The organism is Tepidimonas alkaliphilus (assembly GCF_007556595.1).
GTDB classification, from domain to species: Bacteria; Pseudomonadota; Gammaproteobacteria; order Burkholderiales; family Burkholderiaceae_C; genus Tepidimonas; species Tepidimonas alkaliphila.
In genome coordinates this window covers 103,865-128,423 of the sequence record NZ_VJNB01000004.1, presented here as the reverse complement: position 1 = coordinate 128,423, position 24,559 = coordinate 103,865, and the positions used below count along the sequence as shown (strand labels likewise).

Sequence of the window (24,559 nt, the reverse complement as noted above, 5' to 3'; positions counted from 1 at the left end):
ACTCGGCAATCAAAGACGATGAATCGCGCTTCATTTGAAAAATACTTTTTTATATTCAGCGTAGGAGGACGAAAGCCAAAGTCGAATCAAACCTTGCAGATGCCAAAAGGCGTGCCGCCAGTGATGGCGACTTGCCCGATTCGCCATGTGCGTTACTGGAAAGCAGTTGACCCGACGCATCGCATAGCCCGCAAGCCGCAATCGCAGACAAAAATCCACATCCTCAACGTAAAGACGATAACGCTCATCAAACCCACCCAACAAATGAAAAACGTCAGATCTTACAAACATGCAAGCTGCATTAATCCAATCAGGCGGACGATCTATCCCTAAGCTCCTTTTATGTAACACCAGCCGACGGATTAACGCCCGCGGACTCGGCAAATCCCGCTCATAATCTTGAACCACACCGTTTACATCAATCTGAGCTGGATAAATCATTCCGATCTGGTTACTGTTTAACCGGGCCACCTCTTTCCGAATTTCGCTCAACAGATCCCCTTTCCAGCTCACATCGGGGTTGATAACTCCCCACCACCATACCCCCGGCAGGCGATATTTACACTCCTCCCTGAATGCCCGATTATGGTTGACAGCAAAACTTTGCGAATGTTTATTATCGATCACCCGCAGATCGAATGGCCATTTATTATCCCCGGACGGCCGCCACTCTACTTCGGGTACGTCGTGCGTCAACCAAACACGCTCAATCCATGGGTGGCTTAGCGCCAAAGAATTCAAAACTCCCTTTGTCAACTGGCCATGCCGATGAGATACGATTGAAACACTGAATTTTTCAATATTGCCAGACGGCTGTTGTTCTTGCTTTATGTCCTCTTCCCCCAAGGACCCCGCTTTGTTTAAACGGGCAGATTGACTCATGACGCCCATTCGTTGCTAAAATTAGACAGCAGTGGCGCGTCTGCGTCTTTCCGCGACAGCACCGGCCCATGCGGCAGGCCCTGCAGCGGCCAGTCGATGGCCAGTTGCGGGTCGTCCCAGCGGATGCAGCGCTCCAGCTCCGGCGCGTAGTAGTCGGTGGTTTTATAAAGGAAATCAGCCTCCTCGGAAAGCACGATGAATCCGTGCGCAAAGCCCGGCGGGATCCACAACATGCGCTGGTTGGCGTCCGACAGCTCCACGCCGACCCAGCGGCCGAACGTCGGCGAGTCGCGCCGGATGTCCACCGCCACGTCCCACACCACCCCGCGCGCCACGCGCACGAGCTTGCCTTGGGCATGCGGCGGCAACTGATAATGCAGGCCGCGCAGCACGCCACGATGGCTGCGACTGTGATTGTCTTGCACGAAGGCAAGTCCCTGCAAGCCGGTGGCGGCTTCGAAATCGCGCTGGTTGAAGCTTTCGAGGAAGAAGCCGCGCTCATCGCCGAACACGCGCGGCTGCAGGATCAGCACCTCGGGAATGGCAGTGGGCGTGACGGTGTAGGGCATCGTCTCACTCCCCCAGCAGCGCCAGCAGGTAGCGGCCGTAGCCGCTCTTGGCCAGCGGTTGCGCCAGGCGCGCCAGCTGTTCGTCATCGATCCAGCCCTGACGCCAGGCGATCTCCTCCGGGCAGGCGATCTTGAGGCCCTGGCGGCGCTCCAGCGTGGCGATGAAGTGGCTGGCCTCCAGCAGGCTGTCGTGCGTGCCGGTGTCGAGCCACGCATAGCCGCGCTTAAGGATTTGCACGTTGAGCTGCCCGCGTTCCAGGTAGGTCTGGTTGACAGAGGTGATTTCCAGCTCGCCGCGGGCGCTGGGCTTGACGGCGCGGGCGATGTCCACCACCTGCGCGTCGTAGAAATACAAGCCGGTGACGGCGAAGTTCGACTTGGGGCGCGCGGGCTTTTCTTCGATCGACAGCGCCCGGCCTTGGGTATCGAATTCGACCACGCCGTAGCGCTCAGGATCGTGCACGTGGTAGGCGAACACGGTGGCGCCAACGGTTTGGGCATCGGCGGCGCGCAGCAGCGGCTGCAGGTCGTGGCCGTGGAAGATGTTGTCGCCGAGCACCATGGCGCTCGGCGCGCCGGCGAGGAAACCGGCGCCGATGATGAACGCCTGCGCCAGTCCGTCGGGGCTGGGCTGCACGGCGTAATGCAGGCTGATGCCCCACTGGCTGCCGTCGCCCAAAAGCTGGGCAAAGCGCGGGGTGTCCTGCGGGGTGCTGATGACCAGCACCTCGCGGATGCCGGCCAGCATCAGCGTGGCCAGGGGGTAATAAACCATGGGCTTGTCATAGACGGGCAGCAGCTGTTTGCTGACCGCCAGCGTGGCCGGGTGCAGCCGGGTGCCGGAGCCGCCGGCCAGAATGATGCCTTTGCGCATGCGTCGATCTCAAACCAACATGGGCCGCGACCCCCACGAGGGGAGGCGGCCCACGCCAACGTTCAACAAGATGGTGACGGCGTCGTGAAACAGCGCCAGGCTTTAGAGCTCGGCGCCAGGCCGGCGCACCAGACGCTTGACTTCCGCGTCCAGCGGCAGCGCGTAATCATAGCCGCGCAGGATCTGGCTGGTGTCGGTGCGCACGAGCTTGATGCTGATATAGACGACGTTGCCGGCCACCGAGTAAGTGCCCACCAGCACCGAACGGGCATGGTGGCTGTGCGCGATGTCTTTGATTTCGCGCGACAGCAGCAGCTCGCCGGTCTGCTCGCGCACGAACACTTCGCCGCGCAGCTTCATTTCGCGCACGTCCACCCCGGCAGCGGCGATGGCCGAGGCGTATTGCTCCGACAGCGTGCGACCCAGCGGCGAAGACACGCGCAGGTCGTTGACATCCACCACGGTGGCCACCAGCACCGGGCCAATGTCCAGCGGCGGCAGGCCGACCACCAAGGCGCGGGCCGCGTCGCGGTTGGCCTTGATGAAGGGATGCGCCAACGCCTGGTCGTAGGTGGGCACCATAGGCGCGCTGGCGGGGGTGGCGGCGCAGCCGCCCAAACCCAGCAGCGCCGCCAGCGACAAGACCATGCAAGCGTGGCGCGGGCTCATGGCGACACCACCTTGAATTCACGGGTTGGCAGCAGGCGCGGCGGCGGCGCAAACAGGCCGACGTCGCGATCCTCGATGTAATACACGTTGGTGTGACGCGCCAGGTAACGCTCGCCTTGCATGATGGTGGTGGTCAGCACCAGCTCGGTGTGGGTGGGGCCGCCGCTGTATTGGCTGCGCGCCACATCCGCCAGCGCCGCGTAGCCCAAACCGCCCAGCATCGCGGCGTCTTGGTGTGCGTGCACGCCCAGGTAGTGGGCCACGTAAACCCCCGCGGTCAGCGCAGTGAAAAACCCCGGGATGAAGTGCGGGCGGTCGCTGTCGTGGCGCACCAGCCGCGCCTGCACCGACAGCTGCAGCGGTGCATCGGCGCGCTCCACCACGGTGGCGCCGGAGGTCACCAAATGCGTGATCAGCAGGTCACGGAAGGTGCGGTCGAACGTGCTGGCCGGCTCGGGCAAGACCACGCGAATCGGCTCGGCCTTGCCGCCGGCCTGCCCCAGGCGCTCCAGCGCCGTGACGGCGGCGTGCTGCGCCACCACGTCCCAGTGCCCCGCAGAACGAACTTTTTTCTGCGCTGAGTAAGGAAAGTTTTCCGCCACCGGTATCGGGGCATGCGAGCAGCCCGCCAGCAACCATCCGGCTGCAGCGGCCACCAGCCATGACGATCGAAGCAAGTTCACAGGTTCCCCTTTTTTTCGGATTGTGTGCCCAGCGCGGTGCTGGTATCGAAAACATCATTTGACAGTAACAGGGAGCGCGGCGACGGTCAATCCCTGACCCCGCTGGCGGGCGTCAGCAGTGGCGGCGGTGCAACGCTTTGCACCCAGCGCGCCACACCGGCGCGCCAGTCTGGCAGGTTGAGGCCGAAGGTGGCGCGCAGGCGCGCGGTGTCGAGCCGCCCGTTGCGCGGGCGCGCCGCCGGCGTCGGGTAGGCGCTGGAGGGGATCGGCTCGACGGCCTGCACGCGCCAGCCGGCGTCGGGCCAGCGTGCGCGCGCCTGCTCGATCAGGAAGCGGGCGTAGCCGTGCCAAGTGGTGGCGCCGGCGGCGGCCAGATGGTAGGTGCCGGCGAGCCGCTCGGCGTCGGGTTCGCGCAGCAGGCGCGCCAGCGCGTGCGCGGTGACGTCGGCGATCAGGTCGGCGCCGGTGGGCGCGCCCCACTGGTCATCGACGACCGTGAGGCGTTCGCGCTCGCGGGCCAGGCGCAGCATCGTGCGCGCGAAGTTGCCGCCGCGCACGCCATAGACCCACTGCGTGCGCAGGATCAGGTGGCGGCCCCACGCGGCGCGGATGGCCTCCTCGCCGGCAAGCTTGGTGGCGCCATAGACGTTGAGCGGCGCGGGCGCGTCGTCCTCGCGCCACGGCCGCTCGCCTTGGCCGTCGAACACGTAGTCGGTGCTGTAGTGCACCAGCCACGCGCCGCAGGCTGCAGCGGCCTCGGCCAGCGCGCCCGGGGCCTCGGCGTTGATGCGGCGCGCACGCTCGACCTCGCGCTCGGCCTGATCGACGGCGGTATAGGCGGCGGCATTCACGATCGCTGCTGGCCGCAGCGCCGCCACCGTCCGGCGCAGCCCCTCCAGGTCCTCCAGGTCGCCGACGAGCGGGGCGCCGCCCTGCGGATGCGGCGCGCCGGCGCGGCTCACCGCCAGCACCTCGCCCAGCGGCTGCAGCGCGCGCTGCAGCTCCCAGCCGACCTGGCCGTGGGCCCCCAGCAGCAGCAGGCGCGGCGCGCTCATGCCAGCGCCGCCCCGTAGTGCCGCGTCAGCCAATCGCGGTAGGCGCCGCTTTGCGCGCGCGCCACCCAGTCGGGGTGGTCGAGATACCACTGCACGGTCTTGCGGATGCCGCTGTCGAAGGTCTCCGACGGGCGCCAGCCGAGCTCGCGCTCGATCTTGCGCGCGTCGATGGCGTAGCGCCGGTCGTGGCCGGGGCGGTCCGGCACGTGGGTGATCAGCTCGGCGTAGCGCGCGATCGGCTGGCCGCTGCGGGTGTCGCGCACGCCGCGCTGCGGCGCGGGGGCCAGCTCGTCCAGCAGCGCGCAGATCGTCTGCACGACTTCGAGGTTGGTCTTTTCGTTGCGTCCGCCGATGTTGTAGGTCTGGCCGGGCTGGCCGGCCTCGAGCACCCGGCGGATGGCGGCGCAGTGGTCGCGCACGTAGAGCCAGTCGCGCACCTGCCGGCCGTCGCCGTAGATCGGCAGCGGCCGGCCCGCCAGCGCGTGGACGATCATCAGCGGGATCAGCTTTTCCGGGAAGTGATACGGCCCGTAGTTGTTGGAGCAGTGGGTGGTCAGCGCCGGCAGGCCGTAAGTGTGGTGCCAGGCGCGCACCAGGTGGTCGCTGGCGGCCTTGCTGGCGCTGTAGGGGCTGTTGGGCTCGTAGCGGTGGGTCTCGGCAAACGGCGCATCGTCGGGCTCGAGCGTCCCATAGACCTCGTCGGTGCTGACGTGCAGGAAGCGAAACGCCGCGCGCTCCTCCTGCGGCAGACCGCTCCAGTAGCCGCGCACCGCCTCCAGCAGGCGAAAGGTCCCGACGACGTTGGTCTGAATGAAATCCTCCGGGCCGTGGATCGAGCGATCGACGTGGCTTTCGGCGGCGAAGTTCAGCACCGCGCGCGGACGGTGCTGCTGCAGCAGCCGTTCCAGCAGCGCGCGGTCGCCGATGTCGCCGCGCACGAAGACGTGGCGCGCGTCGCCCTGCAGGCTGGCGAGGTTGTCCAGATTGCCGGCGTAGGTCAGCTTGTCGAGGTTGACGACCGGCTCGTCGTGGTGCTGCAGCCAGTCGAGGACGAAGTTGGCGCCGATGAAGCCGGCGCCGCCGGTGACGAGGATGGTCATGGCAACGGTCAGCGAAGGGTTGAGTTGATCCCCCATGGATGGGACTGCGGGGCGGCAGGGATTGTGGCACGGGGGCGACGGTCTCCTGGGATGGCGCGGCGGCAAAAGGGGCTGCGCAACCCGACCGCTCCAGGCCAGCGCGGCGCTCTTCGGACGCCAGGCAGACGGCAACCGCCGCGCGGGAAAAGCCGCTATGCTGCAAGGTTCAAGGGGGGTTTGGGCCGATGAAGGCAGTCGTGCGAAGAGGGGTGGCCGCGGCGATCGCGGTCGCGTTGTTGGGCTGGGCTGGCGGCGCGCGCTCGCAGGTGGAAGCCAACCGCGCCAGCGCCGCGGAGCTGCAGACGGTGCGCGGCATCGGCCCGGTGCTGGCCGCGCGCATCGTCGAGGCGCGCGCGCAGCGGCCGTTTGCCAGTTGGGCTGATTTCGAGCAGCGGGTGCCGGGCGTTGGCGTCAAAACGGCGCAGAAGCTGTCGCTGCACGGCCTGCGCATCGACGGTCGCAGCTACGGTGCCGAGGCCGCCCGCCATGCCGGCCCGGCCGTCCCGCAGCCGCTGCCGTCCCCCTCGACGCGCGTGACGGACGAGGCCGCCGCCTCGCCGAAGGCTGCGCCGCCGCCGGCGCGCAGGGGCCCCGCGCCGCCCCCGCACGCCTACCCGGCCATTCCGGGATTGTCGCAGCCCCACGCGGCAGCCCAGTGAGCGTGTCGCGGATCGTCCCTGGGCGCGCTGCCCCCATGGCCGCCGGGGTTAGGAGGGCTTCTGCGCGCCAAGCCACCGCGCAGCCGGAGCGGCATTTGCAATCACGAACGAACGTTCGTATCATTGCTGACCATGACGACCCTTGCTTCAACCCCCGCCCAAGCCGCGTTCGACGCCGCGCTGCAGCGCGTCAAGACCCTCACCGAACGCCCGGACAACGCCACCCTGCTGCAGCTCTACGCCCTCTACAAGCAGGCCACCGAGGGCGACAACACGAGCCCGAAGCCGAGCCTGACCGACCTCGTGGCGCGCGCCAAGTGGGACGCCTGGAGCAAGCTCAAGGGCGTGAGCCGCGAGGAGGCGATGCAGCGCTACGCCGACCTCGTGGCCACGCTGGACTGACCGCGCAGGCGCAGCGTCCCCGCGAAGGGACCGACGCCCGGACGGCCCCAGCGGGCCTTCACGCCGGCGCGGCCACACGGCGCACCTGCACCGCGCAGTCGTAGAAGGTGGGCGCGGCGCCCAGGTCGGTCAGCGCCTGGCTGGTCAGCTCGTTGACGTTGCGCCCGTCGGGGCTGAGCTTGCGCCACCAGATGCCAAGCCCCACCACGACGCCGGGCCGCGCCCGCCCGTTGACGCGGGCGCGCAGGCGGCAGGCGCCGCGGTCGTTGAACACCTCGACCCAGTCGCCGTCGGCGATGCCGCGCGCCGCGGCGTCGTCGGCGTGGATCTCCAGCGCCGGCTCGCCCTCGGCGTCGCGCAGCGACACCACGTTGACGAAGGTGGAGTTGAGGAAGTGGCGCGCCGGCGGCGAGATCAGCGCGAGCGGATAGCGGGGATCGGCCCCAGGCGGCTCGTGGTTCGGCAGCACCTGCGGCAGCGGATCCAGCCCCAGCGCCGCCAGCCGGGGGCTGGCCAGTTCGCACTTGCCCGACGGCGTCGGAAAGCCGCCGTCGGCAAATGGCGTTTCCGGCCACGGCAGGCTGACCCAGCCGCGCGCCAGCAGCACCTCGAAATCGAGCGCATCGCCGAACGCCTGCCGGCACAGCGTCAGGTCGTCGTCGGCAAAGCACGGCTCGTCGAACCCCAGCCGCTGCGCCAGCGCGCGAAAGATCGCCGTGTTGGGCCGCGCCTGCCCTAGCGGCTCGATCGCCGGGCGGTTCAGCAGCACGTCGGTGTGGCCGTAGCTGAGGTGGATGTCCCAGTGCTCCAGCTGCGTGGTGGCCGGCAGCACGAAGTCTGCCAGGTCGGCGGTGTCGGTGGCGAACTGCTCCAGCACCACGGTGAACAGATCCTCACGGCGCAGCCCGCGCTGCACCTGGCCGCCGTCGGGGGCCACCGCCGCCGGGTTGCTGTTGTAAACGATCAGCGCCTCGATGCGCGGGCCGAAGGCCGCGTCCCCCGGGTGCAGCAGCGCCTGGCCGATCGTGCTCATGTTGACGCTGCGCGGCTGCGGGCACGCGCTGCGCGCCAGCAGGTCGGGGCGGTGCAGTGCGTCCCGGCGCACCGGGTAGGCGCCGGAGCTCGACAGCAGCAGCCCGCCGCCGCGGTGCCGCCAGGCGCCCCACACCGCCGGCAGGCAGGCCACCGCGCGCACCGCGTTGCCGCCGCCGCGCGTGCGCTGCATGCCGTAGTTGAGGCGGATGCCGACCGGCTCGCCGGCGCGCACCGCCGCCTCCACCGTGCGCGCCAGCGCCTCGATCTGCGCCGCCGGCACGCCGCACACCTCGGCCGCACGAGACGGCGACCACTGCAGCGCGCGCTCGCGCAGCGCCTCCCAGCCCAGCGTGTGCCGCTGCAGGTAGTCCAGATCGGCCCAGCCGCGCGCAAAGGCCTCGTGCATCAGCGCGTAGGCCAGCGCCGCGTCGCTGCCGGGCAGCACAGCCAGGTGCTGGTGGCATTTCTCGGCGGTCTCGGTGCGGCGCGGGTCGATGCAGACGAGCTGCGCGCCGCGGCGCTTGGCCTCCTGCGCGTGGCGCCAGAAGTGCAGGTTGCTGGCGATGCTGTGGCTGCCCCAGATCAGGATCACGCGGCTGTGCGCGAACGCCTGCACCGGCATGCCGACCTTGGCGCCCAGCGTCGTCTCCAGCGCCGCCGCACCGGCGCTGGCGCAAATCGTGCGCTCCAGGCGCGAGGCACCGAGCCGATGGAAGAAGCGCGCCGCCATCGCCTCGCCCTGCACCAGCCCCATCGTGCCGGCGTAGCTGTAGGGCAGGATGGCCTGCGGGTCGCGCGCGGCGATCGCCCGCAGCCGCGCGGCGATCTCGTCCAGCGCCTCGTCCCACGACACCGGCGCGAAGCGGCCGCTGCCCTTGGGGCCGATGCGCTTGAGCGGCTCGAGCAGGCGCCCGGGATGATAGACCCGCTCCAGATAGCGGCTGACCTTGGTGCACAGCACGCCGGCGGTGTGCGGGTGATCCGGATTGCCCACGAGCCGCACGGCGCGCCCGCCCTGCACGGTGGTGACCAACGAACAGGTGTCAGGGCAGTCGTGCGGGCAGGCGCCGAGCACGGTGCGTGGCGCGACGGATTCGGCGGCGTGAGGGTCGGCGTGCATCCGCGGATGATAGGCGGCATCGGAGCGGCGCACCAAGCCAGCGCCGCCGCCGCGGGCTTGTGGCGCGTCCCTTCCCCGCCCCGGCGCGGCGCGCTACGATGCCCGCCATGAACCTGATCGAGCCGATCGTCGCCGAGGCGGCGCGCTTTGCCGAGCTGCGCCGCGATCTGCACGCCCACCCCGAACTGTGCTTCGAGGAGCGCCGCACCAGCGGGCTGGTCGCCGCACGGCTGGCCGAGTGGGGCATCGAGGTGCATCGGGGGCTGGCCAAGACCGGCGTGGTCGGCGTCGTGCACGGCCGCGACGGCGGCGCCTGCGGCCGCATGATCGGCCTGCGCGCCGACATGGACGCGCTGCCGATGACCGAGCGCAACACCTTCGCGCACGCCAGCCGCCACCCCGGGCGCATGCACGCCTGCGGCCACGACGGCCACACCGCGATGCTGCTGGCCGCGGCGCGGCATCTGGCGCGCACGCGCGACTTCGACGGCTCGGTAGTGCTGATCTTCCAGCCCGCCGAGGAAGGCGGCGGCGGCGCGCGCGCGATGATCGCCGACGGCCTGTTCGAGCGCTGGCCGGTGGAGGCGGTGTTCGCGCTGCACAACTGGCCCGGGCTGCCGGCGGGACACTTCGCGGTGAGCCCCGGGCCGGTGATGGCCTCCAGCAACGAGCTGCGCTGCACGCTCACCGGCAAGGGCGGGCACGCGGCGCTGCCGCACCTGGCGGCGGACCCGGTGCCGGCGGCCTGCCAGCTGGTGCTGGCGTGGCAGACGGTGGTGGCGCGCAACATCAAGCCGATCGACGCCGCGGTGGTGTCGGTGACGATGCTGCGCGCCGGCGAGGCCACCAACGTCATCCCCGACCGGGTGGAGCTGCAGGGCACGGTGCGCACCTTCGGCGTCGAGACGCTCGACCTGATCGAGCAGCGCCTGCGCGAGCTGGCGCACGGCGTGGCCGCGGCGCACGGGCTGCAGGCCGACTTCGCGCTGCGGCGCAACTATCCGCCCACCGTCAACCACGCGGCCGAGGCGGCGTTCGCGGCCGAGGTGGCGCGCGAGGTCGTCGGCGCCGAGGCCGTGCACGCGCAGGAGCCGACGATGGGCGCGGAGGACTTCGCCTACATGCTGCAGGCGCGCCCCGGGGCTTACCTCTTCATCGGCAACGGCGACGGCGCGCACCGCGCCGCGCACGGCCCCGGCCACGACGCCGGAGCGTGCACGCTGCACCACCCGCGCTACGACTTCAACGATGCGCTGATTGCGCCGGGGGCGAGCTTCTGGGTGCGGCTGGCGCAGCGCTGGCTGGCGCGGCCCCGTTGAGCCGGGCTGCCGCCTGCCCGAAGCGGCTGGCGGCGATCGTCAGCAGCCCGTCGAAGATCAACCCCTCCACCAGTTCGAACGGCACCGTCAGATACGGGGCCATTTTCCAGCCCGCCCCGCCGGTCATCAGGCACACCGGCACCTGCCCGGTGTGCACGCGCAGGTTGTCCCACATGCGCTGCACCGCCCCGGCGATGGCGAACGTCCCGCCCGAGGTCAGCGCGTCGCTGGTGTTGGTGGGGAACGGCCGCACGTCGCCGGTAGGCACGTGCAGCCCGGCGGTGCCGGACTCCAGCGCGCGCAGCATGATGCCGTGCCCCGGCAGAATGATGCCGCCGAGGAAGCGGCCGCTGGCGTCCAGCGCCTCCACCGTCACCGCGGTGCCGACCATGACGACGATGCACGGGCGGTGCTGCCCGCGCGCCAGCAGCCGCTGGCGCGCCCCGATCATCGCCACCCAGCGGTCCGAGCCGAGCCGCGCCGGGTGGTCGTAGCCGTTGACGACGCCGGCCTCCTCGGCGCGCGGCACCACCCACTGCGGCTGGGCGTCCCACTGCTCCAGCTGCTCCTCGACACGGTGGCGCACGCCGGCGCCGGCCACGATGCTGCCCAGCACCCAGCGCGGCGGCCGCAGCTGGCGCCAGTCGCCTTCGGCCAAGGCTTCGATGTTTTCCAGAAACTGCACCCCGTGCGCCAGCAGCCGCGCGCCCGGGCGCGGCGCGTCATACAGCGCCCACTTCAGACGCGTGTTGCCCACGTCCAACGCCAACAGCGTAGAGGGTTCGGCTGGCCCACAACCGGCGGTCATAGAGACATCTTAGCGCCGCGCGCCGCCGCCTCCCTTGCACCGGCGCGACAGCGATCGCGCTCAGCTTAGTTCTGGCGCCACGGCAAGCCGCGCATGCGCCAGCCGCCCAGCCGCCCGCGGTGGCCGTGCGTGTCGAGGTCGCCCTCAAAGCCTTCCAAGATGTTGTAAGCGACCGCCCCCAGCTCGGTGGCGCGGCGCGCCGCGGCGATCGAGCGCGCCCCGCTGCGGCACAGCATCAGCAGCGGCTTGCCTTCGGCGGCGAGCTGGCGCACGCCGTCGTCAAAGGCGGGATTGGGCTGCATGCCGGGCCACTGCTTCCACGCCAGCGCGTGCGCGCCAGGCACAAAGCCAACCCACTCGCGCTCGGCGTCGGTGCGCACGTCCACCAGCAGCGCGCGGCCCTCCTGCACCCAGCGCCAGGCCAGCTCCGGCGCCACGTCGCCGGCGTAGCCTTGCGCGGGACGCGGCGCCTCGCGCTCAGCGCCGTCGGCGTCATGGCGGATACCGCCGCGCAGGTTGGCCGGCACCGCCTCGTCGATGCGTTTGGGCCGCGGCAGGTTTAAGTTGTTCATGAGCGCCACAAATTCCGCCAGCGACTTGCCAGCCAGGCGCGGGTTGTGCGCCTTTTCGTGGCCGATGGTGGAATGCGTGCGACCGTGGTAGTCGTGACCGGGCCAGACGATGGCCTCGTCGGGCAGCGTGAACAGCCGCTCGGTGATGCTGCGGTAGAGCGCCTCGGCGCTGCCGGACTGAAAGTCGGTGCGACCGCAGCCCTCGATCAACAGCGTATCGCCAGTGAAAACGTGCGTTTGCCCATCCACCTCCCACACATAGCTCATGCTGCCGGCGGTGTGGCCGGGCGTGGCCAAGGCCCGCAGGCGCTGGGCGCCAAAGGCGAGCTCGTCGCCATCGCGCAACGCGCGGTGCACGGTGGTGATGCCGCAGGCCGCCGGCGCTGCGGTGCGCGCCCCGGTGTGCTCCGCCAGCTTGAGCGCGCTGGTGATGTGGTCGGCGTGCGCGTGCGTTTCCACCACCCACACGAGCCGCAAGGCATGGTCGCGCAGCACCTGCAAGTCGCGCTCGAGCTGCTCATCCACCGGGTCGAGGATCAGCGCCTCGCGCGTGTCGGGGTCGAACAGCACGTAGGTGTAGGTGCAGGAATCGGGATCGAACAGCTGGATCGGACGCATATCGGGCCATTCTGGCGCAAACCGCCCCTTAAGCGAAGCGCGCCAACAGATCGGCCACGTCATCCGGCGGGGCATCGCCCTGCGCCATCACGCAGCCGACCATCAGGAAAAACGATTTGTCCAACGCCTTGCGCGCCGCGGCCAACTGCTGCGCCACCTGCTCGCAATCGGCTTCGCTTTCGATGAGGCGCTGGATGCCGCGCAACTGCCCTTCCACGCGCTTGAGGCGCAGCAGCAGGGCTTTTTTGCGCTCGGGATCATGGACGGTGGTCATGGCCGTTGCCTGGCAGACGTGGTTAATACTCGGTATGGTATCGGGGCCGTTGACCGTGGTCAACCTGCTTGGCTTGCCGTGGGGGACAAGCCCTCGCCGCGCCGCGGCGGGCTTTGCGGGTCGATCCCTATGGTCAAGCAGGGTCAAACGCTTTACGATTGACGTTTACGTAAACGTCATTCTTCGCGCTTGCGTCCCGCCCGAGGAGCCCCGTATGACCCAGCTCGCCGCCGATTATCAGGCCCTGGCCCAATACCGTCCGACGCACAAGGTGCGCTTCGTCACCGCCGCCAGCCTCTTCGACGGGCACGATGCGGCGATCAACATCATGCGCCGCATCCTGCAGAGCATGGGGGCGGAGGTTATCCACCTCGGGCACAACCGCAGCGTGGATGAAGTCGTCACTGCCGCGCTGCAGGAAGACGTGCAGGGCGTAGCCGTCAGCTCCTACCAGGGCGGCCACATGGAGTATTTCACCTACATGGTCGATCAGCTGCGCGCGCGCGGCGGCGCGCACGTGCTGGTGTTCGGCGGCGGCGGCGGCGTCATCGTGCCCAGCGAGATCCGCGCGCTGATGGACTACGGCGTGGCGCGCATCTACAGCCCGGAGGACGGCCAGCGCATGGGCCTGCAGGGCATGATCGGCGAAATGATCATGCGCTGCGACCACGACCTGTCGGTGCATGCGCCGACCACGCTGGAGGCGATCCGCGGCCACAGCGACGCGGCCTGGCGCTCACTGGCGCAGCTGATCACCGCGCTGGAAAACGGCAAGGCCGACCCGGCGCTGGTGCAGGCGCTGCGGCAGGAGGCGGCGCAGGCGCGCGTGCCGGTGCTGGGCATCACCGGCACCGGCGGCGCGGGCAAGAGCAGCCTGACCGACGAGCTGGTGCGCCGCCTGCGGCTGGACCAGGATGACGCGCTGCGCATCGCCGTCCTCAGCATCGACCCGAGCCGGCGCAAGAGCGGCGGGGCGCTGCTGGGCGACCGCATCCGCATGAACGCCATCGGCCCGTGGCAGCAGGGCCCGCGCGTCTATATGCGTTCGATGGCCACGCGCGACTTCGGCCGCGAGATCAACCCGGCGCTGCCGGACGTGATCGCCGCCTGCAAGGTGGCCGGCTTCGACCTCGTGATCGTGGAGACCTCCGGCATCGGCCAGGGCGACGCCGCCATCGTGCCGCTGGTGGATGTGCCGCTCTACGTAATGACGCCGGAGTTCGGCGCCGCCAGCCAGCTCGAGAAGATCGACATGCTGGACTTTGCGGAGTTCGTCGCGATCAACAAGTTCGACCGCAAGGGGGCGCTGGACGCCCTGCGCGATGTGGCCAAGCAGGTGCAGCGCAACAAGGAGGCGTGGGGCAAGCGGCCGCAGGACATGCCGGTGTTTGGCACCATGGCCGCGCGCTTCAACGACGACGGCGTCACGGCGTTGTATCAAGCGCTGAAGGCGCGGCTGGCGGAACTCGGCCTGAAGCTGCCGCTGGGCGCCGACGGCGGGCGACTGCCGCGCGTCCAGACGCGCCACAGCACGATGCTCAACGCCATCGTGCCGCCGCAGCGCAGCCGCTACCTGGCCGAGATCGCCGACACCGTGCGCGCCTACAAGCGCCGCGTGCAGGCGCAGGCGCGGCTGGCGCGCGAGGCGCAGCAGCTGCGCGCCGCCGCTGCGATGCTGGCCGAGGCCAAGCCCGACAAGCCCAAGGCCGCCGAGGCGGCGCTGGAACTGGCGCAGCAGCGCGAGCAGCGGCTCGACGCCGACGCGCGCAAGCTGCTGGCGCAGTGGCCCGACATGCAAAAGGCCTACGCCGGCGACGAGCACGTGGTGCGCATCCGCGACAAGGAAATCCGCACGCGCCTGGTGCACACCACGCTGTCGGGCAACAAGATCCGCAAGGTGGTGCTGCCGAAATATGAAGACCACGGCGAGCTGCTGAAGTGGCTGATGCTGGAAAACCTGCCCGGCTACTTCCCCTACACCGCCGGTGTTTTTCCATTCAAGCGCGAAAACGAAGACCCGACGCGCATGTTCGCCGGCGAGGGCGACCCGTTCCGCACCAACCGGCGCTTCAAGCTGCTGTCGGAGGGCATGCCGGCCAAGCGGCTGTCCACCGCGTTCGACTCCGTCACGCTCTATGGCCACGACCCGGATCCGCGCCCGGACATCTACGGCAAGGTCGGCAACTCCGGCGTCAGCGTGGCGACGCTGGACGACATGAAGGCGCTCTACAGCGGCTTCGACCTGTGCGACCCCTCCACCAGCGTGTCGATGACGATCAACGGCCCCGCGCCAACGATTCTGGCGATGTTCTTCAACACCGCCATCGATCAGCAGATCGACAAGTTCCGCGCCGAGCATGGACGCGAGCCCACGGAAGCCGAAGCGGCTGACATCAAAGCTTGGGTGTTGGCCCACGTGCGCGGCACGGTGCAGGCCGACATCCTGAAGGAAGACCAGGGCCAGAACACCTGCATCTTCTCCACCGACTTCAGCCTCAAGGTGATGGGCGACATCCAGGAGTATTTCGTCCACCACAATGTGCGCAACTTTTATTCGGTTTCGATCAGCGGCTACCACATCGCCGAGGCCGGCGCCAACCCGATCAGCCAACTGGCCTTCACCCTGGCCAACGGCTTCACCTACGTGGAGGCGTACCTGGCGCGCGGCATGCACATCGACGACTTCGCGCCGAACCTGAGCTTCTTCTTCAGCAACGGCATGGATCCGGAGTACACCGTGCTGGGTCGCGTAGCGCGGCGCATCTGGGCGGTGGCGATGCGCGACAAGTACGGCGCCAACGAGCGCAGCCAGAAGCTCAAGTACCACATCCAGACCTCCGGGCGCAGCCTGCACGCGCAGGAAATCGCCTTCAACGACATCCGCACCACGCTGCAGGCGCTGATCGCCATCTACGACAACTGCAACAGCCTGCACACCAACGCCTACGACGAGGCCATCACCACGCCGACCGAGGAATCGGTGCGCCGCGCGATGGCCATCCAGCTCATCATCAACCGCGAGTGGGGGCTGGCCAAGAACGAAAACCCCAACCAGGGCAGCTTCATCATCGAGGAGCTGACCGACCTGGTGGAGGAGGCGGTGCTGGCCGAGTTCGAGCGCCTCGCCGAGCGCGGCGGGGTGCTGGGCGCGATGGAGACCGGCTACCAGCGCGGCAAGATCCAGGACGAGAGCATGCACTACGAGATGCTCAAGCACACCGGGGAGCTGCCGATCATCGGCGTCAACACCTTCCGCAACCCGCACGGCGACCCGATCCCCGAGTCGCTGGAGCTGGCCCGCTCCACCGAGGAGGAAAAGCAGTCGCAACTGCAGCGCCTGCGCGACTTCCACGCCCGCCACGCGCACGAGGCGCCGGCGATGCTGCAGCGGCTCAAGGACGCCGTGATCGAGAACCGCAACGTCTTCGAGGTGCTGATGGACGCGGTGCGCTGCTGCTCGCTGGGCCAGATCACCCAGGCGCTGTTCGAGGTCGGCGGCCAGTACCGGCGCAACGTCTGAGTCAGGACGCCGCCGCTCGGCGCCCCGGCGGCAGACGTGCTAAGGTTGAAGGATCCGTCCAGGTTGAACGACGTACCGGAGGATCGCGATGGGTACGCTGACCGTCACCGCCAAAGGGCAGATCACGCTGCCCCGTCGTTGGCTGCAACGCCTCGGGGTCACGCCCGGCCAGCAGGTCGAAGTCGAACCGCTGCCGGACGGCGGGTTGGCCCTGCGCCCGAGGGTACGGCGCACGCTGGACGACTACGTCGGCTGCCTGCCGCCGCCGGCGCGGGCGCTGAGCCTGGACGAACTCGACGAATGGACGCGTGAGGGCTGGACGAGCCGATGCCGCTGACGCTGGACACCAACATCCTCGTCCGGCTGGCCACGCGCGATGACCCGGTTCAGGCCGAGGCCGCCCTGCGCGTCATCCGCGCGGCCGATCGCCTGGTGATTCCGCTGCCGGTCTGGTGCGAGCTCGCGTGGGTGCTGCTGCGCGGCTACCGTTATTCCGCAGAGCAGGTGGCGCACGCCATCGGGACGCTGATGGACGTGGATCGGGTGGTCTGCGACCGCGAGGCCGTCCGCGCGGGTCTGGCCATGCTGGCCGCCGACGGAGACTTCGCCGATGGCGCCATCGCTTGCGCGGGTGTCCAGATGGGCGCCGACGCCATGCTGACGTTTGACCGGACGGCGGCCGCGCAACTGCCCTCGGTGCTGGGCTTGAAAGCGGTCGTGCCGCCCGGCGAAGAGACGTAAGGTCAGTCGTCGCCCACCGGCCAGGCCACGCCCTGGTCGGTCAGGATGGCGTCCAGCGGCACGTCGTGCGGCTCGGGCTGCAGCCACGGCACGAAGGCGCTGGCGTAGGCCAGCCCCACCGTCACCGGGCGCGGCCGCAGCTGCGCCAGCGTGCGGTCGTAGAAGCCGCCGCCGTAGCCCAGCCGCACGCCGCCTGGCCCATAGCCGACGCACGGCACGAACAGCAGCGTCGGCTGCACCACCTCGGTGTCCTTCGGCTTCGGGATGCCGTAGGCGTCCTCCTCCATCGGGCAGCCGGGGTACCAGACGTGGAAGCGCAGCGTGCCGGCCACCTTGTCGATCACCGGCAGCGCGATGCGGCGCTGCTGGCGCGCCGCGCGCGCGTCCTCGACGTTGGCGGCCTCCTGCCAGCGGTACAGCGCCGGCAGCGGGTCGAACTCACCCTTGATCGGCCAGTAGGCGCCGACGATGGCGTCGGCGCGCCCGACCATCCAGACGCGCATGACGCGCTGCAGCGCCTCGTTGCGCGCCAGCCGATCCGGCAGGCGCTGGCGCTCAGCCACCAGCCGCCGACGCCAGTAGGCTTTGCGCTGCGCGGCATCCAGCGGCTCGGGCTGGTGCGCCCAATCGAGCTTGTCCATAATGTCGCCCATGCGATCGGGAGCCTGCCTTCGCATCTTAACGGCACTGCGCGGCGCGCTGAGCGCTGCGTTGGTCGCCGCCGCGCTGCTGCCTGCCCACGGCCAGACCCAGACAGCCAGCGACGAGGAAGCCGCGCGTCGTGAGGCGTTGCTGCAGATGCGCGAGGCGTTTCAAAAAGGCGATACGGCGCGCCTGGCGGGGCTGCGGCCCCGGCTCAACGGTCACCTGACCGAGCCGCTGGCCGACTACTGGCTGCTGCGCGCCCGGCTGGACCGCGCTGGCACCGAGGAGGTGCGCGCAGTGCTGTCGCGCTGGGCCGGCAGCTACTGGGAAGACCGGCTGCGCAACGACTGGCTGCTGCTGCTCGGCGCGCGCGGCGACTGGGCCACGCTGCTGGAGGAGGCGCCGCGCTTTCGCATGAACGACGATCCGGAGGTGCGCTGCTGGGTCGCGCTGGCGCAGGTGGAGACCGGTGCCGCCAGCCCCGCCAGCGTGGCCGAGACGGTGCGCGCCGCGTGGCTGGGCCAGCGCAGCGCCGCCCCGGGGTGCGCGCGCGCCGCGGGGCGGCTGATCGCCGCCGGGGCGCTGCCGGCCGAGGTGGCCTGGCAGCGCGCACGTCTCGGCATGGAAGCGGGTCGGCTGGCCGTGGCCGCGCAGGCGGTGGCGCTGCTGGATGCCGACGCCGCGCCCTTGGTGGAGCGCGTCTTCAACGCGCCGCAGCGCTACCTGGACGACAAGCTGACCGCAGTGCGCCCGCGTACCAAGGAAATCGTCACGCTGGCGCTGATCCGCCTGGCCGCTCAAGACCCGCAGGCCGCCGCGGCCGAGGCACAGCAGCCGCGTTGGCGCACCCAGCTCACCGCCGAGGAACGCGCCTGGGTGTGGGGCGCGATCGGGCGCCGCGCCGCGCTGCGCCAGCAACCGGAAGCGGCGGATCACTTCGCCCGCACCTGGGAAGCGACGCTGCCGGATGAGTGGCGCGCCTGGCACGTGCGGGCCGCGCTGCGCGCCAGCGACTGGGCCGCGGTGCGGCGCGCCATCGGCCTGCTGTCGCCGCAGGCGCAACAGGATCCCGCCTGGGTCTACTGGCAGGCGCGCGCGCTGCAGGCCGCGGGCCAGCCGGAGCCGGCGCGCGCGCTGCTGCAGCGCATCGCCGGGCCGGAAGGGTTCTACGAGCAGCTGGCCGCCGAGGCGCTGGGCCAGCCGGTGACGCTGCCGCCGGCGCCGCCGCCGCCGACCGCGGCCGAGCGCGCCGCGGTGCGCGCGCTGCCCGGGCTGCAGCGCGCGCTGCTGCTGATCGAGTGGGGTCTGCGCACGGAAGGCGTGCGCGAGTGGCACTACGAGGTGGCGCTGCATGATCCCGGCGGCCTGCCGGAGCGCGAACTGCTGGCCGCCGCGGCCTGGGCGTGCGAACGCGCGGTCTGGGACCGCTGCATCAACACCAGCAGCCGCACGCGCCAGCAGGTGGACATCGCGCAGCGCTACCCCACCCCGCTGCGCGAGCAGGTGACAACGCGCGCGCGCGCCATCGGCCTCGACCCGGCTTTTGTTTATGGGCTGATCCGGCAGGAGAGCCGCTTCGTGACGGACGCGCGCTCGCACGCCGGCGCCAGCGGGCTGATGCAGCTGATGCCGGCCACCGCCCGCTGGACGGCGCGCAAAATCGGGCTGCGCGACTTTCAGCCGCACCACATCGACGACCCCGACGTCAACCTCATGCTGGGCACCGCCTACCTCAAGCTGGTGCTGGACGATTTTGAGGGCTCGCTGGCGCTGGCCGCCGCCGCCTACAATGCGGGCCCAGGACGTCCGCGCCAATGGCGTCAGGGGCCGATGCTGGAAGCCGCGGCATGGATCGAAACCATCCCGTTTGACGAAACGCGCGACTACGTCAAGCGGGTGTTGGCCAATACCCACGTTTACGCCGCGCTGCTGAGCGGGCAGCCTCAGCGGCCATCGGCGCGGCTGGGGGGGCCCATCGGGCCGCGCCTGGCCACCGCGCGCGCCGCTGATGCCGACTTGCCCTGAGGCCCCGCGCCGCAGCGCGCCACCAACTGCGAGGAGACCATGAACCACGTGCTCGTCCTGGGCGGCACCGGCTTCGTTGGCCGCCACGTTTGCGAACATCTCAACCGCATGGGCATCCGGGCCACCGTGCCAACGCGCCACCCGGAGCACGCCAAGGTGGTGCAGATGCTGCCGCTGGTGACGGTGGTGCCGGCGGACGTGCACGACGCCGCCACGCTGACTGCGCTGCTGCAAGGAGTAGATGCGGTCGTCAACCTGGTGGCGATCCTGCACGGCAGCGCCGCGGCGTTCGAGCGCGTGCACGTGGCGCTGCCGCAGCGGCTTGGCGAGGCGATGCTGGCCGCCGGCGTGCGCCGCCTGGTGCACGTCAGCGCCCTCGGCGCCGACCCGGCCGGCCCGTCGCGCTACCTTCGCAGCAAGGGCCAGGGTGAGCGCGCGCTGCAGGCGCTGGCCTCCCAAGGCTTGGCGCTGACGCTGCTGCGCCCCAGCGTCATTTTCGGCGCCGAAGATCGGTTTTTGAACCTGTTCGCACGGCTGCAACGCAGCCTGCCGGTGGTGCCGCTGGCGGGCGCGCAGGCGCGCTTTCAGCCGGTGTGGGTCGGCGACGTGGCGCAGGCCATCGTCACCTGCCTGCGGCGCGACGACACCATCGGGCGCACCTTCGAGGCGGTCGGCCCGGAGGTGTGGACGCTGGCGGATCTGGTGCGGCTGGCCGGGCGGCTCAGCGGCCACCCGCGCCCGGTGCTGCCGCTGCCGCGCGCCCTCGGTTACGTGCAAGCGTTGCTGATGGAGCTGATGCCGGGCGAGCCGCTGCTGACCACCGACAACCTGCGCTCGCTGGAGGTGCCCAACGTCGCCAGCGGCGCGTTGCCGACGCTGGTTGACTTGGGCCTCGTGCCCAGCGCGGTGGAGCCGGTGGCGGCGCGCTACCTCGACCTCGACGGCCCGGCCGACCCGCTGATCGGCATGCGCCGCACCGCCCACCTGCGCCGCTGACGGCAAAAAGAGGCCCGGGACGGGCGGCGGCTCGCGCCGCGGGCGCCCCGGGCCAGACCCACGCGGGGATCCCCCCACGCCAGAGGAACGTCGGCGGGCCATGCTTAAGCAGCCCACCCGCCGCCCGCGGCAGCGCAGGCGGTCAGAACTTGCGGCTGTACTGCAACCCGAAGCCGTTCTGGTGCATGCCGATGCGCGTGCCGGCGGGGTTCATCGCGCCGGACATGAAGTCCACGCTCGGCCCCACCACCGTCTCGCGCCGGCCGTGCCACAGCGCGAACGTCCACTCGGTGTCCTTGTCCGGCGCATACGTCGCGCCGAAGGTGAGGTGCTCGCGGATCACGCCGGGGGCCAGCACATTGAACATCGCGTCCTGCGGCCGGATCGGGTTGTCGCCCTTGTTGTAGCCGGCGCGCAGCGTCCACTGCGGGCTGGCCTGCCACTGCACGCCGACCTTGACGACGCCGACGTCGCGCCAGCCAAAGCCCGGCCCCGCCGCCGCGCCGAGCGGCTGGCCGGCCATCAGCTGGCTCAGGCTGCCGTTGGCGATCGAGGGCACGCCGCCGTACTTGATGCGCGTGGCATCCAGCGCCACCGTCAGCGCCGGGGTCAGCTGCACCGCCACGCCGACGCCGTAGTTCTCCGGAATGTCGAAGTCGCCGCCGCCGGCGAACAGCCCCTTGTACTTGTCGAAGCGGCTCATGTCGGTCTTGGGCGAGTAGGCCGCGCCGACCGAGACGCGATCCCCCAGCTTGCCGAAGTAGCCCAGGCGCACCCCGATGCCGGTGCTGGTGTCCTTGCCGCGGTTGGTGACGTCGCCCGGCGACTGCGACATCGTCGAAAAGCCCTGCAGACCGTAGGCCTCGAAGCGCTGCAGCACCAGCAGCGGCGAAATCCCCAGCGCGTGCCCGTCGGCCACCTGGTAGGCCAGCGTCGGCGCGACGATCAGCTGCATCAAGTCCACGCCGAGCTTGCCCTGACCGCCCATCAGGTTGACGCCATTGGGAAACGGCGCGTAGGAGGTGTTCATGCCGCCGTTGCCATACACGGTCACGCCCAGCGCCAGCTTCTCCGACAGCTTGACGTTGGCGCCGAACTCCGGGATCGCAAACGCCGTGCGACCGCTTTCCACCACCGGCGTCGCCCCGACGAACTGCGCGTCGCGGTAGGGACGGAAGAGCTCGGCGCCGACGTCCCAGCGGTTGCCGGCGAAGGCCGCCGCGGCGGGGTTGTTGACGCCGCCAAACGCATCGTGCGCCAGCGCGATGGCGGCGCCGCCCATGCCCTTGGCCTTCAGGCCGAAGCCGTGCGGAAAGTAGCCGTTGGTGGCCTGCGCCCAGGGCGCGGCGGCCAACAGCGCGGCGGCGGCCACGGCACGGCGCAGCCGCCCCAGCGGCGTGTGGGTGGTGATCATGCGGTTCTCCTCTGCGTTGTCGGTGAGTGGGGAAACTCTCTGTGGCTGGGCTGCTTTTACAGCTCGCCTTTGGCGGCGCGCTCCATCATGTCCCAGACGGCCTCGCGCACGCTCCACGCTTCCTCCTTCAGCGGCGAGGGCAGCTTGCGGCCCATCTTGACCATCATGTCCATGTTGAGCGTGTAGAGCCACAGCCCGTCGGGCCGCTCCACCAGCGCGATGCGGCATGGCATGTAGGCGGCCATGTGCGGGCTGAAGTCGGCCATGCGGCGCGCGATGCTGGGGCTGCAGAACTGATAGATCGTCAGCACCGGCTCCTTCTTGCCGGAGCGCGCTTCCAGCTCCTTGGACAACGGCAGCGTGCCGACGTCCTTCATGTTGCGCTCCACCATCACGTTGCGCAGGATTTCTTCCACCTCCGCCACCGTCAGCCCCGGCTTGACTTTGCGCTCCCACGTGGTGGCCACCGCGATGTCGCCGCCGCCTTCGATCCAGCGGTCCCACATCTTCATCGCCTCGGCGCCGGCGCCGTCCTCCAGCTTGCCGATCGTGGCCAGCGTGCCGCAGCCCGACAACGGCAGTGCCACTGCCAACACCCACGCGCCGATGAGGCGCGCCATTCGGGGCGGGTTTTCCTGGCTCTTGGTCATGTCGCCCTCCATTTCTCGCTGATGGTTTGACAAAAATCAGCAACAATCAGGTTAAGTCAGGGTAATGAGCTGCGCATCCGGTGTTACCCTAGAGGGTAGGGTTATCGAGCACCAAAAAGCCACGGCGCACCGCCACCGATGCGCGCGCCCCAGGCTTTTTTGGCACACTGTGGCCCATACACTTGCCGATGCCCAGGTTGTCGTTGTCATGAGCCGCACCTCCGCCCCACCGTCTTCTCCGGCCACGTGCCCGCCGACTTCGGCGCGCTACCGCAGCGAGCACCAGCGCGACGTGGTCAACCGCTTAAAACGCATTGAAGGCCAAGTGCGCGCGCTGATCGAAATGGTGGAAGCCGGCCGCCCCTGCGAAGACGTGGCGCAGCAGATGTCGGCGGCGCGCAAGGCCATGGACAAAGCGTTTTTCCGCATGATGGCCTGCTCGGTCATGGAATCGGTGGCGGTGGCCGACGATCAGACGCTGCGCGAGGTCGAGCGCTCCACGCGCATTCTGGAAAAATACGCTTAAAACGTGCAGTTCTTCTTGGTGGGCGGCGCGGTGCGCGACGCGCTGATGCGCCATCTCCACGGCGCGGCGACGCCGGGCAGCCCGGCAGCCGAGTCCGATCGCGACTGGGTGGTGGTGGGCGCCACCCCGCAAGCGATGGCGGCGCAAGGCTTCGTGCCGGTGGGGCGGGATTTTCCGGTTTTCTTGCACCCGCAGACGCACGAGGAATATGCGCTGGCGCGCACCGAGCGCAAGGTCGCGCACGGCTACCATGGCTTTGTCTTTCACACCGCGCCGGATGTCACGCTGGAGCAAGATCTGGCGCGGCGCGATTTGACCATCAACGCCATGGCGCTGCCGGCTGCGGCGTTGCGGCCCGACGGCCGCTTCGACCCCGACGACCCCCGCCTGGTGGATCCGTATGGAGGCCGGCGCGATCTGGCCGCCAAAGTGCTGCGTCACGTCACGCCGGCCTTTGCCGAGGATCCGGTGCGCATCCTGCGGCTGGCGCGCTTTGCCGCGCGCTGGCCGGACTTTACCGTGGCGCCCGAGACGATGGCGCTGATGCGCGCCATGGTGGAACGTGGCGAGGTCGATCACCTGGTACCCGAGCGCGTCTGGCAGGAGATCGCGCGCGGACTGATGGAGCCGCGCCCCTCGCGCATGCTGCAGGTGCTGCGCGACTGCGGCGCGCTGCGCGTGCTGCTGCCGGAGGTGGACCGGCTGTGGGGCGTGCCGCAGCGCGCCGACCACCACCCCGAGGTGGACACCGGCGTGCACCTGGAGATGGTGCTGGACATGGCCGCGCGGCTGCAAGCCCCGCTGGCGGTGCGGTACGCCTGCCTCGGCCACGACCTGGGCAAAGGCACCACGCCGCCGGAGATCTTGCCGCGCCACCATGGCCACGAAGCGCGCAGCGCGCGGCTGCTTCGGCAGGTGGGCGCGCGCTGGCGCGTGCCGCGCGAATGCCAGGAGCTGGCCGACGTCGTGGCGCGCGAGCACGGCCACATCCACCGCTGCGGGCAACTGGGCCCCGAAGCCACGCTGCGGCTGCTGCAGCGCTGCGACGCGCTGCGCCGGCCGCAGCGCTTCGAGCAGGTGTTGCTGGCCTGCGAATGCGACGCGCGCGGCCGCCTGCACCGTGAGGATCAGCCCTACCCGCAAGCGGCCCGGCTGCGCGCCGCGCTGCAGGCGGCGCTGGCGGTGGACACCGCGGCGATCGCCGCCGCCATTCAAGCGCAGAAGCCGGACGCGCCCGACCTTGGCCCGCGCATCGGCGCCGCCATCGAGCGCGCGCGCGTGCAGGCCGTGGCGCAGGCGCTGGCGGCTCAGGACGGCGCGGCCCCGGCGGAGGCGGAAGCGGCCAACGGCGGTACCACGTGACG

At 70.0% G+C, this 24,559-nt stretch carries 23 protein-coding genes and 1 pseudogene; 10 read left to right on the top strand and 14 right to left on the bottom strand.

From position 1 onward, the window contains the following. Positions 1-30 precede the first annotated feature (30 nt). The 7 genes from Talka_RS05440 to rfbB form a co-directional block, all read right to left on the bottom strand. On the bottom strand, positions 31-882 hold the full coding sequence (locus Talka_RS05440; RefSeq protein WP_143890107.1) for a glycosyltransferase family 2 protein: 852 nt from the start codon (positions 880-882) through the stop codon (positions 31-33). Next, on the bottom strand, positions 879-1,451 hold the full coding sequence (rfbC, locus tag Talka_RS05435) for a dTDP-4-dehydrorhamnose 3,5-epimerase (protein ID WP_143890106.1): 573 nt from the start codon (positions 1,449-1,451) through the stop codon (positions 879-881). Before rfbC ends, Talka_RS05440 begins: the two co-directional genes overlap by 4 nt. A 4-nt stretch (positions 1,452-1,455) precedes the next feature. Beyond that, positions 1,456-2,325, bottom strand: a complete 870-nt coding sequence (gene rfbA / locus Talka_RS05430) for a glucose-1-phosphate thymidylyltransferase RfbA (protein WP_143890105.1) — start codon at positions 2,323-2,325, stop codon at positions 1,456-1,458. Between the two features lie 102 nt (positions 2,326-2,427). Next, positions 2,428-2,994 carry a FlgO family outer membrane protein gene (locus tag Talka_RS05425; protein WP_143890104.1) on the bottom strand — a complete coding sequence of 189 codons (567 nt, stop codon included), beginning with the start codon at positions 2,992-2,994 and terminating at the stop codon, positions 2,428-2,430. Next, complete coding sequence (locus Talka_RS05420; protein ID WP_143890103.1) at positions 2,991-3,677, bottom strand: hypothetical protein; 687 nt, start codon at positions 3,675-3,677, stop codon at positions 2,991-2,993. The genes Talka_RS05425 and Talka_RS05420 overlap by 4 nt, the downstream gene beginning before the upstream one ends. An 86-nt stretch (positions 3,678-3,763) precedes the next feature. Then, positions 3,764-4,732: a dTDP-4-dehydrorhamnose reductase gene (gene rfbD, locus Talka_RS05415; protein WP_143890102.1), complete on the bottom strand. Its 969-nt coding sequence runs from the start codon at positions 4,730-4,732 to the stop codon at positions 3,764-3,766. Then, positions 4,729-5,832 (bottom strand): dTDP-glucose 4,6-dehydratase, encoded by a 1,104-nt coding sequence (gene rfbB, locus Talka_RS05410; RefSeq protein WP_143890101.1) that lies wholly within the window; start codon positions 5,830-5,832, stop codon positions 4,729-4,731. The genes rfbD and rfbB overlap by 4 nt, the downstream gene beginning before the upstream one ends. Before the next feature lie 224 nt (positions 5,833-6,056). Here rfbB and Talka_RS05405 point away from each other — a divergent pair, with 224 nt between their 5' ends. Next, positions 6,057-6,530 carry a ComEA family DNA-binding protein gene (locus Talka_RS05405; RefSeq protein WP_185970064.1) on the top strand — a complete coding sequence of 158 codons (474 nt, stop codon included), beginning with the start codon at positions 6,057-6,059 and terminating at the stop codon, positions 6,528-6,530. Positions 6,531-6,662: 132 nt separating this feature from the next. After that, positions 6,663-6,932 (top strand): acyl-CoA-binding protein, encoded by a 270-nt coding sequence (locus Talka_RS05400; RefSeq protein ID WP_143890099.1) that lies wholly within the window; start codon positions 6,663-6,665, stop codon positions 6,930-6,932. Positions 6,933-6,990: 58 nt separating this feature from the next. Here the strand turns inward: Talka_RS05400 and Talka_RS05395 are convergent, their stop codons facing one another. Next, positions 6,991-9,087 carry a molybdopterin-containing oxidoreductase family protein gene (locus tag Talka_RS05395; RefSeq protein ID WP_143890098.1) on the bottom strand — a complete coding sequence of 699 codons (2,097 nt, stop codon included), beginning with the start codon at positions 9,085-9,087 and terminating at the stop codon, positions 6,991-6,993. 107 nt (positions 9,088-9,194) lie between these two features. Here Talka_RS05395 and Talka_RS05390 point away from each other — a divergent pair, with 107 nt between their 5' ends. Next, positions 9,195-10,406, top strand: coding sequence for a M20 aminoacylase family protein (locus Talka_RS05390; protein ID WP_143890097.1), 1,212 nt, complete (start codon positions 9,195-9,197; stop codon positions 10,404-10,406). 4 nt (positions 10,407-10,410) lie between these two features. Here Talka_RS05390 and Talka_RS05385 read toward each other — a convergent pair. From Talka_RS05385 to Talka_RS05375, 3 genes and pseudogenes are all read right to left on the bottom strand, one after another. Next, a pseudogene (locus tag Talka_RS05385) lies at positions 10,411-11,214 on the bottom strand (type III pantothenate kinase); the annotation flags it as partial. 65 nt (positions 11,215-11,279) lie between these two features. After that, positions 11,280-12,404: an MBL fold metallo-hydrolase gene (locus tag Talka_RS05380; protein WP_143890095.1), complete on the bottom strand. Its 1,125-nt coding sequence runs from the start codon at positions 12,402-12,404 to the stop codon at positions 11,280-11,282. Between the two features lie 28 nt (positions 12,405-12,432). Next, positions 12,433-12,678, bottom strand: coding sequence for a metal-sensitive transcriptional regulator (locus Talka_RS05375; RefSeq protein ID WP_143890094.1), 246 nt, complete (start codon positions 12,676-12,678; stop codon positions 12,433-12,435). Positions 12,679-12,892: 214 nt separating this feature from the next. Here Talka_RS05375 and icmF point away from each other — a divergent pair, with 214 nt between their 5' ends. The 3 genes from icmF (at position 12,893) to Talka_RS05360 (ending at position 16,939) form a co-directional block, all read left to right on the top strand. After that, a complete protein-coding gene (icmF, locus tag Talka_RS05370; RefSeq protein WP_143890093.1) occupies positions 12,893-16,198 on the top strand; it encodes a fused isobutyryl-CoA mutase/GTPase IcmF in 3,306 nt (1,101 codons plus the stop codon). A gap of 88 nt (positions 16,199-16,286) precedes the next feature. Continuing rightward, positions 16,287-16,535: an AbrB/MazE/SpoVT family DNA-binding domain-containing protein gene (locus tag Talka_RS05365; RefSeq protein WP_143890092.1), complete on the top strand. Its 249-nt coding sequence runs from the start codon at positions 16,287-16,289 to the stop codon at positions 16,533-16,535. Beyond that, positions 16,526-16,939 (top strand): type II toxin-antitoxin system VapC family toxin, encoded by a 414-nt coding sequence (locus Talka_RS05360; protein ID WP_143890091.1) that lies wholly within the window; start codon positions 16,526-16,528, stop codon positions 16,937-16,939. The genes Talka_RS05365 and Talka_RS05360 overlap by 10 nt, the downstream gene beginning before the upstream one ends. A 2-nt stretch (positions 16,940-16,941) precedes the next feature. On the opposite strand, the gene Talka_RS05355 is transcribed toward Talka_RS05360, so the two are convergent. Next, the gene (locus Talka_RS05355; protein ID WP_143890177.1) at positions 16,942-17,580 is read right to left on the bottom strand and encodes a 5-formyltetrahydrofolate cyclo-ligase; all 639 of its coding nucleotides are present in this window, start codon (positions 17,578-17,580) and stop codon (positions 16,942-16,944) included. 10 nt (positions 17,581-17,590) lie between these two features. Here Talka_RS05355 and Talka_RS05350 point away from each other — a divergent pair, with 10 nt between their 5' ends. Both Talka_RS05350 and Talka_RS05345 read left to right on the top strand, forming a co-directional pair. Then, entirely contained in the window at positions 17,591-19,609 is a 2,019-nt protein-coding gene (locus tag Talka_RS05350) for a lytic transglycosylase domain-containing protein (protein WP_143890090.1), read from the top strand. A gap of 39 nt (positions 19,610-19,648) precedes the next feature. Further along, a complete protein-coding gene (locus Talka_RS05345; protein WP_143890089.1) occupies positions 19,649-20,605 on the top strand; it encodes a complex I NDUFA9 subunit family protein in 957 nt (318 codons plus the stop codon). A gap of 142 nt (positions 20,606-20,747) precedes the next feature. On the opposite strand, the gene Talka_RS05340 is transcribed toward Talka_RS05345, so the two are convergent. Both Talka_RS05340 and Talka_RS05335 read right to left on the bottom strand, forming a co-directional pair. After that, positions 20,748-22,019: an OmpP1/FadL family transporter gene (locus Talka_RS05340; protein WP_143890088.1), complete on the bottom strand. Its 1,272-nt coding sequence runs from the start codon at positions 22,017-22,019 to the stop codon at positions 20,748-20,750. A 56-nt stretch (positions 22,020-22,075) separates the two neighbouring features. Next, entirely contained in the window at positions 22,076-22,669 is a 594-nt protein-coding gene (locus Talka_RS05335; protein WP_246100584.1) for a DUF302 domain-containing protein, read from the bottom strand. Between the two features lie 208 nt (positions 22,670-22,877). Here Talka_RS05335 and Talka_RS05330 point away from each other — a divergent pair, with 208 nt between their 5' ends. Both Talka_RS05330 and Talka_RS05325 read left to right on the top strand, forming a co-directional pair. Next, entirely contained in the window at positions 22,878-23,195 is a 318-nt protein-coding gene (locus tag Talka_RS05330; protein ID WP_143890087.1) for a metal-sensitive transcriptional regulator, read from the top strand. Positions 23,196-23,198: 3 nt separating this feature from the next. Then, positions 23,199-24,557: a multifunctional CCA addition/repair protein gene (locus Talka_RS05325; protein ID WP_143890086.1), complete on the top strand. Its 1,359-nt coding sequence runs from the start codon at positions 23,199-23,201 to the stop codon at positions 24,555-24,557. The last annotated feature ends 2 nt before the right edge of the window (positions 24,558-24,559 follow it).

Excerpts from the sequence above, each read along its gene's own strand:
- Talka_RS05440 (WP_143890107.1), bottom strand. The coding sequence starts at position 882 with ATGAGTCAATCTGCCCGTTTAAACAAAGCGGGGTCCTTGGGGGAAGAG.
- rfbC (WP_143890106.1), bottom strand. The coding sequence starts at position 1,451 with ATGCCCTACACCGTCACGCCCACTGCCATTCCCGAGGTGCTGATCCTG.
- rfbA (WP_143890105.1), bottom strand. The coding sequence starts at position 2,325 with ATGCGCAAAGGCATCATTCTGGCCGGCGGCTCCGGCACCCGGCTGCAC.
- Talka_RS05425 (WP_143890104.1), bottom strand. The coding sequence starts at position 2,994 with ATGAGCCCGCGCCACGCTTGCATGGTCTTGTCGCTGGCGGCGCTGCTG.
- rfbD (WP_143890102.1), bottom strand. The coding sequence starts at position 4,732 with ATGAGCGCGCCGCGCCTGCTGCTGCTGGGGGCCCACGGCCAGGTCGGC.
- rfbB (WP_143890101.1), bottom strand. The coding sequence starts at position 5,832 with ATGACCATCCTCGTCACCGGCGGCGCCGGCTTCATCGGCGCCAACTTC.
- Talka_RS05405 (WP_185970064.1), top strand. The coding sequence starts at position 6,057 with ATGAAGGCAGTCGTGCGAAGAGGGGTGGCCGCGGCGATCGCGGTCGCG.
- Talka_RS05400 (WP_143890099.1), top strand. The coding sequence starts at position 6,663 with ATGACGACCCTTGCTTCAACCCCCGCCCAAGCCGCGTTCGACGCCGCG.
- Talka_RS05395 (WP_143890098.1), bottom strand. The coding sequence starts at position 9,087 with ATGCACGCCGACCCTCACGCCGCCGAATCCGTCGCGCCACGCACCGTG.
- Talka_RS05390 (WP_143890097.1), top strand. The coding sequence starts at position 9,195 with ATGAACCTGATCGAGCCGATCGTCGCCGAGGCGGCGCGCTTTGCCGAG.
- Talka_RS05380 (WP_143890095.1), bottom strand. The coding sequence starts at position 12,404 with ATGCGTCCGATCCAGCTGTTCGATCCCGATTCCTGCACCTACACCTAC.
- Talka_RS05375 (WP_143890094.1), bottom strand. The coding sequence starts at position 12,678 with ATGACCACCGTCCATGATCCCGAGCGCAAAAAAGCCCTGCTGCTGCGC.
- icmF (WP_143890093.1), top strand. The coding sequence starts at position 12,893 with ATGACCCAGCTCGCCGCCGATTATCAGGCCCTGGCCCAATACCGTCCG.
- Talka_RS05365 (WP_143890092.1), top strand. The coding sequence starts at position 16,287 with ATGGGTACGCTGACCGTCACCGCCAAAGGGCAGATCACGCTGCCCCGT.
- Talka_RS05360 (WP_143890091.1), top strand. The coding sequence starts at position 16,526 with ATGCCGCTGACGCTGGACACCAACATCCTCGTCCGGCTGGCCACGCGC.
- Talka_RS05355 (WP_143890177.1), bottom strand. The coding sequence starts at position 17,580 with ATGGACAAGCTCGATTGGGCGCACCAGCCCGAGCCGCTGGATGCCGCG.
- Talka_RS05350 (WP_143890090.1), top strand. The coding sequence starts at position 17,591 with ATGCGATCGGGAGCCTGCCTTCGCATCTTAACGGCACTGCGCGGCGCG.
- Talka_RS05345 (WP_143890089.1), top strand. The coding sequence starts at position 19,649 with ATGAACCACGTGCTCGTCCTGGGCGGCACCGGCTTCGTTGGCCGCCAC.
- Talka_RS05340 (WP_143890088.1), bottom strand. The coding sequence starts at position 22,019 with ATGATCACCACCCACACGCCGCTGGGGCGGCTGCGCCGTGCCGTGGCC.
- Talka_RS05335 (WP_246100584.1), bottom strand. The coding sequence starts at position 22,669 with ATGACCAAGAGCCAGGAAAACCCGCCCCGAATGGCGCGCCTCATCGGC.
- Talka_RS05330 (WP_143890087.1), top strand. The coding sequence starts at position 22,878 with ATGAGCCGCACCTCCGCCCCACCGTCTTCTCCGGCCACGTGCCCGCCG.